The organism is Paraburkholderia caballeronis, from assembly GCF_900104845.1.
Classification (GTDB): domain Bacteria; phylum Pseudomonadota; class Gammaproteobacteria; order Burkholderiales; family Burkholderiaceae; genus Paraburkholderia; species Paraburkholderia caballeronis.
This window is the reverse complement of sequence record NZ_FNSR01000002.1, coordinates 1044127-1058289: the sequence shown is the minus strand read 5'-3', so window position 1 is coordinate 1058289 and position 14163 is coordinate 1044127. Positions and strand designations below refer to the sequence as shown.

Annotated in this window: 11 protein-coding genes; 10 read left to right on the top strand and 1 reads right to left on the bottom strand. The window is 68.3% G+C overall.

What is annotated here, in order from left to right:
- The first annotated feature begins 38 nt into the window (after positions 1–38).
- The 3 genes from BLV92_RS21245 to BLV92_RS31695 all read left to right on the top strand — a co-directional run bounded on the left by BLV92_RS21245 (position 39) and on the right by BLV92_RS31695 (position 3598).
- Positions 39–377 (top strand): P-II family nitrogen regulator, encoded by a 339-nt coding sequence (locus tag BLV92_RS21245; RefSeq protein ID WP_090548444.1) that lies wholly within the window; start codon positions 39–41, stop codon positions 375–377.
- Between the two features lie 184 nt (positions 378–561).
- On the top strand, positions 562–1239 hold the full coding sequence (locus BLV92_RS32940; RefSeq protein ID WP_090548443.1) for a methyl-accepting chemotaxis protein: 678 nt from the start codon (positions 562–564) through the stop codon (positions 1237–1239).
- A 448-nt stretch (positions 1240–1687) separates the two neighbouring features.
- Positions 1688–3598: a methyl-accepting chemotaxis protein gene (locus BLV92_RS31695; RefSeq protein WP_425287926.1), complete on the top strand. Its 1911-nt coding sequence runs from the start codon at positions 1688–1690 to the stop codon at positions 3596–3598.
- An 83-nt stretch (positions 3599–3681) separates the two neighbouring features.
- On the opposite strand, the gene BLV92_RS21230 is transcribed toward BLV92_RS31695, so the two are convergent.
- Entirely contained in the window at positions 3682–6030 is a 2349-nt protein-coding gene (locus BLV92_RS21230) for an FdhF/YdeP family oxidoreductase (RefSeq protein WP_090548442.1), read from the bottom strand.
- Between the two features lie 156 nt (positions 6031–6186).
- On the opposite strand from BLV92_RS21230, the gene BLV92_RS21225 reads away from it, so the two are divergent.
- The 7 genes from BLV92_RS21225 to BLV92_RS21195 all read left to right on the top strand — a co-directional run bounded on the left by BLV92_RS21225 (position 6187) and on the right by BLV92_RS21195 (position 14146).
- Entirely contained in the window at positions 6187–7677 is a 1491-nt protein-coding gene (locus tag BLV92_RS21225; protein ID WP_090548441.1) for an aminotransferase-like domain-containing protein, read from the top strand.
- 335 nt (positions 7678–8012) lie between these two features.
- Positions 8013–8291 carry a helix-turn-helix domain-containing protein gene (locus BLV92_RS21220; RefSeq protein WP_090548440.1) on the top strand — a complete coding sequence of 93 codons (279 nt, stop codon included), beginning with the start codon at positions 8013–8015 and terminating at the stop codon, positions 8289–8291.
- A gap of 96 nt (positions 8292–8387) precedes the next feature.
- On the top strand, positions 8388–9308 hold the full coding sequence (locus tag BLV92_RS21215; RefSeq protein WP_090548439.1) for a LysR family transcriptional regulator: 921 nt from the start codon (positions 8388–8390) through the stop codon (positions 9306–9308).
- Positions 9309–9400: 92 nt separating this feature from the next.
- Entirely contained in the window at positions 9401–9835 is a 435-nt protein-coding gene (locus BLV92_RS21210) for a MarR family winged helix-turn-helix transcriptional regulator (RefSeq protein ID WP_090548438.1), read from the top strand.
- 72 nt (positions 9836–9907) lie between these two features.
- The gene (locus BLV92_RS21205; protein ID WP_090548436.1) at positions 9908–11035 is read left to right on the top strand and encodes an HlyD family secretion protein; all 1128 of its coding nucleotides are present in this window, start codon (positions 9908–9910) and stop codon (positions 11033–11035) included.
- A gap of 19 nt (positions 11036–11054) precedes the next feature.
- The gene (locus BLV92_RS21200) at positions 11055–12665 is read left to right on the top strand and encodes a DHA2 family efflux MFS transporter permease subunit (protein ID WP_090548435.1); all 1611 of its coding nucleotides are present in this window, start codon (positions 11055–11057) and stop codon (positions 12663–12665) included.
- Positions 12666–12673: 8 nt separating this feature from the next.
- Entirely contained in the window at positions 12674–14146 is a 1473-nt protein-coding gene (locus tag BLV92_RS21195; protein WP_090548434.1) for an efflux transporter outer membrane subunit, read from the top strand.
- Positions 14147–14163: the final 17 nt, after the last annotated feature.

The window sequence follows — 14163 nt, the reverse complement described above, 5'->3', positions numbered from 1 at the left end:
CGAGTATCGAGGCCATCGAAAAAATACAGGGAGCGCACATGAAACTGATCGTCGCCATCATCAAGCCGTTCAAGCTCGAAGACGTCCGCGAGGGATTGTCCGCGCTGGGCGTATCGGGGATCACCGTGACCGAGGTGAGGGGCTTCGGCCGCCAGAAAGGGCACACGGAACTGTATCGCGGCGCGGAGTATGCGGTCGATTTCCAGCCGAAAGTGAAAGTCGAAATCGCCGTGGCGGACGATTTCGTCGACCGGGTTGTCGAGGCCGTGGAGCAGTCCGCGAGGACCGGCAAGATCGGCGACGGCAAGGTCTTTGTCCTGCCGCTCGAACAGGCGGTGCGGATCCGTACCGGCGAAACGGGCGGCGACGCGCTGTGATCCGGGCGTCGCCCGAGGTGGCTCCGGCGGCATGGTGACGACGCGGCACGCCGGTCGCTGACCGTCCACGGCGCTTCACCAGGCGGACGCCGGCTGCCCGCTGGCGCGCTTGCGGCCGCACCGCTTTTCATGCAGCGCATCGTGCGTTCGCGCGCGATTCCATTCCTCACCGCGTGACCGATCCATGACCGAGGTTGTCGATTCCCCCGCCGCCGTGACCGCGCAGCTCGAAGTGATGCTCAGCATCACCGGGCGCATCAACGGATGCCTGTACCGCTGCCTGAACGACGCGTCGTACACGAGCATCTACATCAGCGATTCCGTCGAGGCGTTCAGCGGTTATCCGCCGTCCGCGTTTACGTCGAGCCGCACGATCTCGCTGACCGCGATGATCTGCCAGGAGGACATCGCGCACGTGGTCGAGAGGGTCGACGCCGCGCTGGAGCGGCGCGAGTCGTGGACGATCGACTATCGGGTGCGGACCGCGTCCGGCGAGATCAAGTGGGTGCGCGAGATCGGCGGCGGCGTGTTCTCCGTCGCGGGCGAACTGCTTTATCTCGAAGGCATCATCATCGGCGTCGAGGCCGAGCGCGCCGCCGAGATCAGGAACCAGGAGCGGCTGCGCAACGTGGTCGCGAGCACCGGCAACATTCTGACCGACGCGGACGAGATCCTGCGAACGATCCGCATCCTGTCGCTGCTGTCGTTCAACGCGCGCGTCGAGGCGGCTCGCGCGGGCGAAGCGGGTCGCGGGTTCGCGGTCGTTGCGAGCGAGATGAAATCGCTCGCCGACAGCACCGATGCACTGGCCAAGCGGATCGCGCAGAACGTCAAGGCCGTGCGCGAGGCGATGAAGCAGTGAGCCAGCCGACGCGATGCGTCGCGCTTCGCGAAAATTCCGCGCGTCCGCATGCTACAAAAACTCACGCATGGCAAGCCGGAAACAATTCGCGCGGCCCTCAATGTGTTTCGCACGCAGCCGATAAAAGAATCAGTGCCGCAGCGGTCAGTATGTCTCCGCCCGCTGCTTCCGGCACAGACACAAGATATTCGTTGATGCGCACAACTATGAGAGGTGGCGTGTGTTCAGGTCGAAACGCTTCAGCCTGAGAGCCCGTCTCGTCACGTTGACGGGGCTGATCGTCGCTGCCGGTTTTTGCGTCGGCATTGCGGTGCTGACGTGGCAGTCCGGGCAATCGCAGCGGGACTCGGCGTCGCTGCTCGCGAACCAGATCGCGCAGACGACCTCCGGCGAGATTCGCAACCAGCTCGAAGGGGCGTTTCGCATCTCGCATGCGCTGGCCGATGCGATGGCCGCCGTGCACGAACAGGCTGATCCCAGCCGCCCGACCGCGGACGCGATCATGCGCCGGATCGCGGAGTCGAATCCCGATTACGTCGACGTATGGACCGGGTGGGAGCCCAACGCATTCGACGGCAAGGACAGCGAGTTCGTCAACAAGCCGGGGACGGACGCAAGCGGCCGTTATCTGACGCTGTGGACCCGCGCGTCCGGCAAGCTCGCGCTCGACGTGTCGCCCGACTACGACGATCCCTCCGCGCAGGGCGACTGGTACCAGCAGCCGAAGAAATCCGGACACGACATCCTGACCGAACCGACGAAGTACACGTTGTCCGGCGTCGACGTGGTGATGATCAGCACCTGCGTGCCGATCGTCATCGACGGCAAGTTCGTCGGCGTCGCCGGCGTGGACGTCGCGATCTCGAACATGCAGCAGCATATCCAGAGCCTGCATCCGTACGGCACCGGTTATGTGAGCCTGATTTCCGCGAAGGGCGTTTATGTGGCCGACGGCAGCCCGCAAGGACTGGCCGGCAAGCAGATCGGTGCGGCCGGCATCGGTGCGGCCGGCGTCGGTGCGGCCGGCATCGGCGCGGAGGAGGCCGCCGCTGTCCACGACGGTCGCGAACGGGTCGCGTGGACGAACGATCCGACGCTCGGCCGGGTGCTGCGCGTGTATCGGCCGGTGTCGATCGGCGGGACCCAGACCTCGTGGATGGTGGCGGTCACGTTGCCCGAGCAGGTCGTGATGGCGGCGGTCTGGAAACAGCGGCTCGTGGCGCTCGCGCTCGGCGTGTGCACGGTCGTCGTCGTGTCGCTCGTGCTGATGCTCGTGCTCGAACGGGCCGTGCTGCGTCCGCTCGGCGGCGAGCCCGGCGATGCGACGCGGCTCGCGAACGAGATCGCAGCCGGCAATCTGCGCGCCGAAGCGCACGTGAGGCCCGGCGACACCGTGAGCCTGATGTACGCGCTCGTCACGATGAAGAACCAGCTTGCCCGCATCGTGCAGGGCATCAAGGTGTCGAGCGAATCGATCACCGTGGCGGCCGTCCAGATCGCGGCGGGCAATTCCGACCTGTCGTCGCGCACCGAGGAACAGGCGGCGTCGCTAGGCGAAACCGCGTCGAGCATGGACGAACTGACCGGCGCGGTGCATCACAACGCGGACAACGCGCGGCAGGCCGCGACGATGGCCGGGTCGGCGTCGGGCCTCGCGCAGCGCGGCGGTCAGGTGGTCGGTCAGATGGTCGACACGATGACCGGCATCTCCGACAGCTCCGCGCGCGTCGCGGAGATCATCGCGGTCATCGAAGGCATCGCATTCCAGACCAATATCCTCGCGTTGAACGCGGCGGTGGAAGCAGCGCGGGCCGGCGAGCAGGGACGCGGATTCGCCGTGGTCGCGAGCGAGGTGCGTTCGCTCGCGCAGCGTTCGGCGACGGCGGCGAAGGAAATCAAGGATCTGATCGGCGAATCGGTCGGCCGGGTGGAGGCGGGGTCGAAGCTGGTGCACGAGGCGGGACGCACGATCGGCGAGATCGTCGAGTCGATCACGAAGGTCACCGACATCGTGCAGGAAATCGCCAGCGCGTCGGAGGAGCAGAACAACGGGATCACCCAGGTCAATCAGGCGGTCGCGCAGATGGACCAGGTGACGCAGCAGAACGCGGCGCTCGTCGAGGAGGCCGCCGCTGCGGCCCAGTCGATGAGCGAGCAGGCGCAGGCGCTGCGCTCGGCCGTCGCGGTCTTTCAGACGAACGGCGCGGACGGCTTGCCGGCCGGCCCGCGAGGGCAGAGCGCATCGCGGCCGACCCAAAAGGCTCCGGCTCTTCCGGCCCGGAAGACGGTGGCGCCAAACCGGAAGGGTGCGGTCGTCGAAGCCGTCGAGGCGACCACGGACGCGTGGGAGAAATTCTGAGCCGCCGATAAAAAAAGACCCTGCATGCGCGGCGCGGCCGCGCATGCAGGGTGGCGGAGATCGATACGCCGGCGGCGCGCCGTTCAGGCTGCGATGGCCTCGGCCCCGGTTTCCGCGTTTGCGTCGACGCTCGCGTTCACGCGCGCGCTCAACAGCACCGGAATCGACTTCGACGTCGGCGTTCCCGCGCCGTCCGCGATCGACGACAGCGGCACGAGCGGATTCGTTTCCGGGTAATACGCGCCGAGGCAGCCGCGCGGAATGTCGTATTCGACCAGCAGGAAGTCCTCGACGTGCCGCTCGACGCCGTCGTCCCACACGCTCGTGATGTCCACGCGCTGGCCGGCCTCGAAACCGAGCATCGCGAGGTCGTCGCGGTTCGCGAACAGCACGCGGCGTTGACCGTACACGCCGCGATAACGGTCGTCGAGCCCGTAGATCGTCGTGTTGTACTGGTCGTGCGAGCGTGTCGTCATCAGCGTCAGGAGGCGCTCGCCGTGCTCCGCGCGGGCGCGGTGGATCGGCGTGTCGAGCGCGATCGGATGCACGACGAACTGCGCCTTGCCGCTCGGCGTTTTCCACACGCGGTCGCGCGACGCGACGCCGAGGTGGAACCCGCCCGGCTGCTTCAGCCGTTCGTTGTAGCGCTCGAAACCGTCGAACACCTGCTCGATGCCGTCGCGGATCAGCGCGTAGTCGGCCGCGAGCGCGAGCCAGTCCACCTTCGCGCTGCCGAGCGTCGCGTGCGCCATCCGCGCGACGATCGCGATCTCGGACAGCAGGTTCGGCGACGCGGGCCGGTTCATCCCGTACGAGATGTGGACCATGCTCATCGAGTCCTCGACGCTGACGCCTTGCGGCACGCCGTTCTGCAGGTCGATCTCGGTGCGGCCGAGCGTCGGCAGGATCAGCGCGTCGCGGCCGTGCACGAGGTGGCTGCGGTTCAGCTTCGTCGTGATGTGCACGGTGAGGTCGCACGAGCGCATCGCGTCCCACGTGCGCGGCGTGTCCGGCGTCGCGATCGAGAAGTTGCCGCCGAGGCCGATGAACACCTTCACGCGGCCTTCGAGCATCGCGTGAATCGTCTCGACCACGTCGTAGCCGTGCTCGCGCGGCGGTTCGAAGTCGTAGGCCTTGCCGAGCCGGTCGAGGAACGCCTGGGTCGGCTTCTCCTCGATGCCGACCGTGCGGTCGCCCTGCACGTTCGAGTGGCCGCGCACCGGGCACAGGCCCGCGCCGCGCCGGCCGATGTTGCCGCGCATCATCATCAGGTTCGACAGCAACTGCACGGTCGGCACCGAGTTCTTGTGCTGCGTGAGGCCCATCCCCCACGTCGAGATCACCGCGCGGCCCTTCACGTAGATGTCCGCGAGCTTCAGCACTTCGTCGAGCGGCACGCCCGCTTCGGCGACGATCGTGTCCCAGCTTTCCGCGCGCAGATCGGCCGCGAACGCGTCGAAGCCGACCGTGTGCTGCGCGATGAATTCGACGTCGAGCACGCGTTCGGCGCCGGCCGCGAGCGCGGCGTCGTCGAGTTCGATCACGCGCTTCGCGACGCCCTTGATCAGCGCGAAGTCGCCGCCGATCTTCGGCCGGATGAACACGGAGCTGATCTTCGTGCCGTTCGGCGACAGCATGTCGAGCGCGTGCTGCGGGCTCGCGAAGCGTTCCAGCCCGCGCTCGCGCAGCGGGTTGATCGACACGATCGTCGCGCCGCGCTTCGCGCATTCGCGCAGTTCGCCGAGCATCCGCGGATGGTTCGTCGCCGGGTTCTGGCCGAACAGCAGCAGGGTGTCCGCGTGCTCGAAGTCGTCGAGCGTGACGGTGCCCTTGCCGATGCCGACGGTGCCGGGCAGCCCGCGGCTCGTCGCCTCGTGGCACATGTTCGAGCAGTCCGGGAAGTTGTTCGTGCCGTACATCCGCACGAACAGCTGGTACAGAAACGCGGCCTCGTTGCTCGCGCGGCCCGACGTGTAGAACGCCGCGCGGTTCGGGTCGTCGAGCGCGTTCAGGTGGCGCGCGATCAGCGCGAACGCGTCGTTCCATTCGATCGGCACGTAGCGGTCGCGCGCCGCGTCGTACACGAGCGGGTCGGTCAGGCGGCCGTGCTGCTCCAGTTCATAGTCGGACTGGGCCATCAGTTCGGTGACGGTGTGCTCGTCGAAGAACGCGGGCGTCACGCGTTTGCTGGTCGCCTCCGCCGCGACGGCCTTCACGCCGTTTTCGCAGAACTCGAAGGTCGACGCGTGCTCGCGGTCCGGCCACGCGCAGCCCGGGCAGTCGAAGCCGTTCGGCTGGTTCTGCGCGAGCAGCGTCCGGTAGTTGCCGCCCGCGACCTTCTCCTTGATGAGATTGATCGCGACGTACTTGAGCGCGCCCCAGCCGGCGGCGGGGTGGGTGTAGGGCTCGATGCGGGCTTCGGGTTTCTTCATGATGCGGTCGGAATGGACGGTGTGGCCGATGACCGCAGCGTACTGTGTTCCCCGACGCGCGGAGATCACAGAAAAACCGAAAGCGGAGGAGTACAGTTGCGGCGATTTGTCATAGACTGCGGGAATTGACTTTTCCGCGCCCGAGCCGCCACCCCTGTGACCCGCTACGAAACGCTTGCCGACGAAATCGAGGCCGCCGTGCAGCGCGGCGTGTTCGGCGCGGGCGAGCGGGTGCTGTCGGTGCGGCGCGCGAGCCGCCAGTACGGCGTCAGCATCAAGACCGTGCTGCATGCGTATGCGCTGCTGGAGAGCCGCGGCGTGATCGAGTCGCGGCCGCAGTCCGGTTACTTCGTGCGCGGCCGCGCGAACGGCCACGCGCCGGGCGGCGCGGCTGGTCCCGCGGCCGCCGGCAGCGGCAACCCAGGCAGCGCGGGCGGCAGCGGCGCGCGGCGCGCGGCGAAGCCGCCGCCCGCCGCGCCGACCCCGGCGCCCGCGCAGGTGGACGTGAGCCGCCTCGTGCTGTCCACGCTGCGCAACATCCGCGTGCAGGACGCGGTGCCGCTCGGCTCGCCGTACCCGGACCCGTCGCTGTACCCGTGGCGGCGGATCAACCAGTACGCGAACGCGATCGCGCGCCGCCACGCGAGCTGGAACCTGATCGACGACCTGCCGCCCGGCAATCCCGAACTGATCCGGCAGATCGCGCGCCGTTACGCGGAGAACGGCGCGCCGGTCGATCCGGACGAGATCGTCGTGACCGTCGGCGCGACCGAGGCGATCAACCTGAGCCTGCAGGCGGTCGCGAAGCCGGGCGACACGGTGGCGGTCGAGTCGCCGACCTATTACGCGATGCTGCACGCGATCGAGCGGCTCGGGATGCGCGCGATCGAGGTGCCGACGCATCCGGCGCTCGGCATCGACCTCGACGCGCTCGCGCGCGTCGTGGCGCGCCAGAAGATCGCCGCGTGCATGGTGATGCCGAACTTCCAGAACCCGCTCGGCTTCCAGATGCCCGACGAGCGCAAGGCGCAACTGGTCGAACTGCTTGGCGCGCGCGAGATTCCGGTGATCGAGAACGACGTGTACCAGGAGCTTTATTTCGGCGACACGCGGCCGTCGACGCTGAAGCGCTTCGACACGCGGGGCCTCGTGCTGCATTGCGCGTCGTTCTCGAAGAGCCTGTCCGCGTCGTACCGGATCGGCTGGGCGATGCCGGGGCGCTTTCGCGCGCAGGTCGAGAAGCTGAAGTTCCTGAACACGCTGACGACGCCGTCGGTGCCGCAGGTCGCGCTCGCGGATTATCTGCGCCACGACGGCTACGATCGCCACCTGCGCCGGCTGCGCCGCTTCTACCGGCAGCAGGCGCGGCTGATGAGCGCGATGGTGCTGCGCTTCTTCCCGGCCGGCACGCAGGTGTCGGAGCCGCAGGGCGGTTACGTGCTGTGGGTCGAACTGCCGGCGCGGATCGACTCGATGCGGCTCTACGAGGCGGCGCTTGCGCGCGGCGTGACGATCGGGCCGGGTTACATGTTCTCGATGCGCAACGACTTTCACCATTTCATCCGGCTCAACTACAGCTACCCGTGGACCTCGCAGACCGAGGCGGCGCTGAAGATGCTGGGCGAACTGGTCGCGTCGATGGCGTAGCGCGAAGCGGCCAATGACGGCAGCAACCATCTTGCATGGGATCGGGGTAAGCGCTGAAGCGTCAGCTCTGGTCGACAGCTTTGCATGGGATCGGAGTAAGCGCTAAAGCGCCAACTCCGATCGACAGCTCTGCATGGGACCCGAGTAAGCGCTGAAGCGCCAACTCTGGTCGACAGCTCTGCATGGGACCAGAGTAAGCGCTAAAGCGCTAACTCTGGTCGACAGCTTTGCATGGGATCGGAGTAAGCGCTGAAGCGCCAACTCCGATCGACAGCTTTGCATGGGACCAGAGTAAGCGCTGAAGCGCTAACTCTGGCCGACAGGAGACGAGAGACATGAACGACGAAGTCGATCCGGTACTGGTGGCGGTGCTCGCGCAGCTGTGGCGCGCGCAGCAGGAGACGCCGGGCAAGGCATGGTCGCTGGCGAAGCTGGCGAAGCAGGCAGGCGTGCCAATGAGCGCGCTGCGCCGGCAACTGACCGCGCTGGTGGACGACGGGCTCGTCGTGACGACGCTGGCGGAGAACGGCACCGGCACCGCGGGATTGAGCGAGGACGGGCGCGCGTTCTGTGCGGAGGTGTTCGGCGGCGACGGCCCGGACGACACGCCGTGAGCGCCTTGCCGCCGCCGGCTCGATGCGCGCGGATGCGGTAAGCTGCGCGACCTGAACGGAAGACCGCTTCCGCATTTTCATTACAAGGCGGTTCATATGGACTACGTCGATACCCTGCGCATCTTCCGCTCCGTGGTCGAGGCGCGCAGCTTCACGCGCGCGGCCGACATGCACGGCCTCACGACGCCAGTCGTGTCGCGCGCAATCGCGCGGCTCGAAAAGCGGCTCGGCAACCGGCTCTTTCACCGGACGACGCGCGCGGTGTCGCTGACCGAAGCCGCCGAGCAGTTCTACGACGGCTGCTGCCGCGTGCTCGACGACCTCGACTCGCTGGAGGCCAACGCGACCGGTCAGGGCCGCGAGGCGGGCGGCGTGCTGCGGCTCGTCGCGCACACGACGGCGACCGTGAACCGCCTCGTGCCGCTGATATCGAGCTTCAAGCGCGCGCATCCGAAGGTCGGCCTCGACGTGACGCTGACCGAGCGCCCCGTCGATCTGGTCGCGGACGGCTACGACCTCGGCATCGTGCTGCCGTTCATGCTGAACAACGACACGACCGTCACGCGGCTGCTCGAACGCATTCCGCTGTCACTGGTGACGACGCCGGGTTACCTCGAATCGCATCCGATGCCGACTCACCCGGAGCAACTGGCGGAGCACACGTTCGTGACGATGCCGTCGTCGCTGCGCAAGCCGGTGCTGACGTTCCGCGTCGGCAACGAAGACCTGACCGTGCCGCTGCGGCACGAGGTCGTGTCGAACAACCCGGTGTTCAATCGCGAGATGGTGCTGCAAGGTTTCGGCATCGGGATACTGCCGGTCGTGCTCGCGCGCGAGGAGATCGCCGCGGGGCGGCTCGTCACGGTGCTCGACGACTTCCCGATCGTCAACGGCGCGATCGAAATCCGCCTCGCGTATACGACGCGCACGCTGCTGCCCGCGAAAGTCCGCGCGTTCATCGACCATGCGACCGGCTTCTTCGGCCAGGTCGTGCAGCCGCCCGCGGCCGACGAATGAGCGCGCCGCCGCGATTGTTGTCGCGGCGGTCACAATCTGATGACGCACCGGATGCTTGCCCGAAACAGGGCGGGTCCGCATAATCTGTGCGTATGCACACTCAGTCACCCGAGCACGACGATTGTTTTGCCGTTCGCCAGGCCGCGCGGCATCTGTCGCAACTGTACGAACGGCATCTTTCGGCGGCCGGGTTGACGCCGACGCAGTTCAGCATCCTCGGCGCGCTCGGCAGGGCGGCGAGCCTGACGATGGTCGAACTGGCCGGCGCGATGGTGATGGAACGCACGACGCTCGTGCGCGCGCTGCGGCCGCTGCTGCGCGCCGGCCTCGTCGCGGATGCGGCCGACGCCGCGTGTCCGCGCCGCCGGCAGTTGACGCTGACGCCGGAAGGCCGCGCGCGGCTCGGCGAAGCCGCGGTGCACTGGCGCGCCGCACAGGACGAATTCGAGCGCCGTTTCGGCGCGCGCCGCGCCGCATGGCTGCGGCGCGAGCTGTTTCGCGTCACGCGCGCGATGTCTCGCAGTTGAACGAAGGGCAGCACGCGGTCTTTGCGTGCGTTTTTTTGCATTCTTGTTAGTGCATATACACAGGGAAACGTCATGTCGAGTCCTTCCACCCCCGTCGCCGGCCAGCAGCCGGACGCGACCCAGGCCGCGGGCCGCCGCACGCCGTGGATGGCGATCGCGCTCGGCGCGGTCGTGCTGGTGCTGGCCGCCGCCGCGAGCTACTGGTATTTCGTGCTGCGCTTCGAGCAGAGCACCGACGACGCGTACGTCGGCGGCAACGTGACGGTGATGGCGCCGCGCGTGAACGGCTTCGTCGCGGAGATCCTCGTGCGCGACAACCAGTTCGTGCATGCGAACCAGGTGCTGATCCGGCTCGACTCGCGCGACTACGACGCGAAGCTCGCGCAGGCGGACGCCGAGGTGCGCAGCGCGCGCGCCGCCGTCGCGGAGTTGCAGGCGCGGCAGACGTTGCAGACCGCGATCATCGACCAGCATCAGGCCGAGCAGCGCGCGTCCGATGCGGAGCTGACGCGCAGCACGCAGGACCGTCAGCGTTATCGGGAACTCGTGAAGGACGACGCGGTATCGGACCAACTGGTCGAACGCGCGGACGCCGATTACGCGAAGGCGCGCGCGTCGGTGCAGCAGAGCGGCGCGACCGTGCTCGCCGCGCAGCGCGAGTTGCAGGTGCTGGCCGCGCAGATCGCGGATGCCGACGCGCGTGTCGCGACCGCCGAAGCGAACCGGCGTCTCGCCGCGCTGAACGTCGAATATACGACGATCCGCTCGCCGGTGGACGGCTACATCGGCAACCGCACCGCGCGCGTCGGGATGCTCGCGAACGTCGGCTCGCCGCTGTTGACCGTCGTGCCGTCGTCGGACCTGTGGGTCGATGCGAACTTCAAGGAGGACCAGTTGCGCCGGATGCACGCGGGCGACCGCGCGGACGTCGCACTCGACGCGTCGGGCGAGCCGCTGCACGGCCGCGTCGAAAGCCTCGCGCCCGCGACTGGCGCGACATTCAGCGTGCTGCCGCCGGAGAACGCGACCGGCAACTTCACGAAGATCGTGCAGCGCGTGCCGGTGCGGGTGAGGCTCGACGTGCCGCGCGGGATGGAGGGCGTGTTGCGGCCGGGGCTGTCCGCGACCGTGACGGTGCATCTCGGCGATAACAGCGGCAGCGGCGACAGCGGCGGTGCGCCGGTGTCCGCCGCCCATTGACCGGACCGGGGAGGCTGTCATGAGCGCCACGCAAACCCTCGACGCCGTCGCGTCGCCGCCGAAGCCGAACGTCGCCGCGCCGCATCTGCAACCGGTCGGCCAGCGCGTGCTCGCGTTCTCGCTGATGTGCGTCGGCTTCTTCATGGCGACGCTCGACATCCAGATCGTCGCGTCGTCGCTGCGCGAGATCGGCGGCGGGCTGTCCGCGAGCCAGGACGAACTGTCGTGGGTGCAGACCGCGTATCTGATTGCGGAGATCATGGTGATCCCGATGTCCGGCTGGCTGTCGAAGGTATTCTCGACGCGCTGGCTGTTCGCCGGCTCCGCGCTCGGCTTCACGATCACGAGCATGCTGTGCGGCCTCGCATGGGACATCAACTCGATGATCGTGTTCCGCGCGTTGCAGGGCGCGCTCGGCGCGGCGATGATCCCCACCGTGTTCACGACCGCGTTCATGCTGTTTCCGGGCCGGCAGCGGCTGATCGCGTCGACGACGATCGGCGCGCTCGCGTCGCTCGCGCCGACCATCGGCCCGGTGATCGGCGGCTGGATCACCGAGCAGTGGTCGTGGCACTGGCTGTTCTATCTGAACGTCGCGCCCGGCATCGCGGTGACGCTGCTCGTGCCGAAGTACGTGCACGTCGACGAGCCGGACCTGTCGCTGCTCAAACGCGGCGACTACGTCGGCATCGTGCTGATGTGCGGCTTCCTCGGCTGCCTCGAATACCTGCTCGAAGAAGGCCCGCGCCGCAACTGGTTCGGTGACGGCGCGATCCTCGGCTGTACCTGGGTCTCGGCGATCTGCGGGTTCCTGTTCATCGTCCACGCGCTCACCGCGAAAGATCCGATCATCGATCTGCGCGCGCTCGCGGTGCGCAACTTCGGGATCGGCAGCCTGCTGTCGTTCGTGACCGGCATCGGCATCTTCGTGTCGGTGTTCCTGACGCCGCTGTTCCTCGCCGAAGTGCGCGGCTTCAGCGCGTTGCAGATCGGGCTCGCGCTGCTGTCGGTCGGCGTGTTCCAGCTGCTCGCGCTCGCCGCGTATGCGTTCTCGACGCGCTTCGTCGACATGCGGCTGCTGCTGCTGTTCGGGCTGTGCTGCTTCGGCCTCGGCTGCTACCTGTACGTGCCGCTCACGCACGACTGGGGCTGGCAGCAACTGCTGCTGCCGCAGGCGCTGCGCGGCATCGGCCAGCAGTTCGCGGTGCCGCCGATCGTCACGATGGCGCTCGGCTCGCTGCCGCCGTCGCGCCTTAAATCCGCGAGCGGCCTCTTCAACCTGATGCGCAATCTCGGCGGCGCGATAGGCATCGCGGTCAGCGCGACGATGCTGAACGACCGGCTGAACTTCCACTATCTGCGGCTCAACGAGAGCGTCACGCAGGGCGCGCCGCAGGTCGAGTCGCTGCTCGGCGGGCAGACGCGCTACTGGACATCCGTCGCGGGCAACGCGCTCGACGTCGCGCACGCGAGCCTCGCGCAACTGCACGCGCTGGTGATGCGCGAGGCGCTCGTGATGACGTTCTCCGATACGTTCTTCGTGCTCGCGCTGTGTTTCGTCGTCGCGATCGTGAGCGTCGCGTTCTCGCGGCCGATCGCGTTCACGCCGCCGCCGGCCGACGCCCATTGAGGTCTTTCATGCATCGATCATCGAATCCGGCGCGCGGCGCGCGCACCGTTCTCGCCGCGGCGGCGTCCGCGCTCGCCGCCGCGCTGCTCGCCGCGTGCGCGGTGCAGCCCGCGACGCACGCGAATCTCGCGGACACTGTCGGCGCGACCGCGCCGGCCGCATGGCGCATCGACGCGCCGCAGGACGCCGTCGACGCGCGGACGTGGTGGGCGCAGTTCGGCGACGCGACGCTGAACGATCTGGTCGCGACCGTGCTGACCGGCAACCTCGACATCCAGGCCGCCGCCGAGCGCGTCAAGCAGGCCGACGCGATCACGAAGCAGCGTCGCGCGGTGCTGCTGCCCCAGCTCGACTTCACCGCGCAGGCGGTCAACGAGCGGCAGAACACGCCGCCGCCGCTCGGTTACGTGCGCCAGGCGGGCGCGGGACTCGCTCTGAGTTGGGCGCCGGACGTGTTCGGCGGCGAGCGGCTCGACCTGCTCGCGGCCCAGGCGAACCTGGTCGGGCAACAGCACGCGCTCGACGCGGTGCGGCTCGCGCTCGCGGCGAACACCGCGTCCGCGTATGTCGATCTGCGCTGGGCGCAGGCGGAACTGAAGATCCTCCGGGACAACACGTCGATCCGCGAACGCGCGCTGCAACTGACGCGGCAGCGCCTGAAATTCGGGCTGTCGACGCAGCTCGACGTCGCGCGCGCGCAGACCCAGCTCGACGAACTCCAGGCGCGGATACCGCGCGCGCAGGCGACGATCGATCATCAACTGAACCTGATCGCGATCTATACCGGCCGCACGCCCGAATCGGTCGCGACGCTCGCGCTCGCGACACCCGCGCCGGTGCCGGCGGCGGCCGGTTCGGTGCCGCAACTGCTGCCGTCGCAGGCGTTGCTGCGCCGGCCCGACGTGCTGGCCGCCTACGCGACCGTGCAGCAGCGCGCGGCCGAGGTCGGCGTCGCGCGCGCGGACCGCTATCCGAAGTTCTCGCTGAACCTGACCGACGGCATTCTCGCGTCGTCGTACCTCGGTCTGCCGACGCTGACCGACAACCTGTTCGGCGCGGCGTTGAGCGCGACGAGCCCGATCTTCAACGCGGGGCGCATCACCGCGGAGATCGGCCAGAGCGAGAGCCGGATGCGCGAGTCGCAACTGAACCTGCGCCAGACGCTGCTTCAGGCGCTGCGCGAAGTGGAGGACAGCCGCAGCGACCTGGTCAGCGCGACCACGCAGACGCAGCACCTGACCGACGCGGTTGCGTCGTCCGGGCAGGCGCTGACGCTCGCGAACCGGCTGTACAAGGGCGGCGCGACCGACTTCCTCGACGTGCTGACCGCGCAGCAGACCTATCTGGCCGACGCGGAACTGCTGAACCAGGCGCAGCGCGAGCACGCGCTCGCGGCGGTCGCGTTGTACCGGTCGCTCGGCGGCGGATGGAGCGAGCACGGCGACGTCATCGCGCCCGACGCGGTGGCGGCGCGCGATTGACGCTCGACGCGAACCCG

Coding starts and splice junctions, on each gene's coding strand:
- BLV92_RS21245 (WP_090548444.1), top strand. CDS start 39: ATGAAACTGATCGTCGCCATCATCAAGCCGTTCAAGCTCGAAGACGTC.
- BLV92_RS32940 (WP_090548443.1), top strand. CDS start 562: ATGACCGAGGTTGTCGATTCCCCCGCCGCCGTGACCGCGCAGCTCGAA.
- BLV92_RS31695 (WP_425287926.1), top strand. CDS start 1,688: ATGGCCGCCGTGCACGAACAGGCTGATCCCAGCCGCCCGACCGCGGAC.
- BLV92_RS21230 (WP_090548442.1), bottom strand. CDS start 6,030: ATGAAGAAACCCGAAGCCCGCATCGAGCCCTACACCCACCCCGCCGCC.
- BLV92_RS21220 (WP_090548440.1), top strand. CDS start 8,013: ATGAACGACGAAGTCGATCCGGTACTGGTGGCGGTGCTCGCGCAGCTG.
- BLV92_RS21215 (WP_090548439.1), top strand. CDS start 8,388: ATGGACTACGTCGATACCCTGCGCATCTTCCGCTCCGTGGTCGAGGCG.
- BLV92_RS21210 (WP_090548438.1), top strand. CDS start 9,401: ATGCACACTCAGTCACCCGAGCACGACGATTGTTTTGCCGTTCGCCAG.
- BLV92_RS21205 (WP_090548436.1), top strand. CDS start 9,908: ATGTCGAGTCCTTCCACCCCCGTCGCCGGCCAGCAGCCGGACGCGACC.
- BLV92_RS21200 (WP_090548435.1), top strand. CDS start 11,055: ATGAGCGCCACGCAAACCCTCGACGCCGTCGCGTCGCCGCCGAAGCCG.
- BLV92_RS21195 (WP_090548434.1), top strand. CDS start 12,674: ATGCATCGATCATCGAATCCGGCGCGCGGCGCGCGCACCGTTCTCGCC.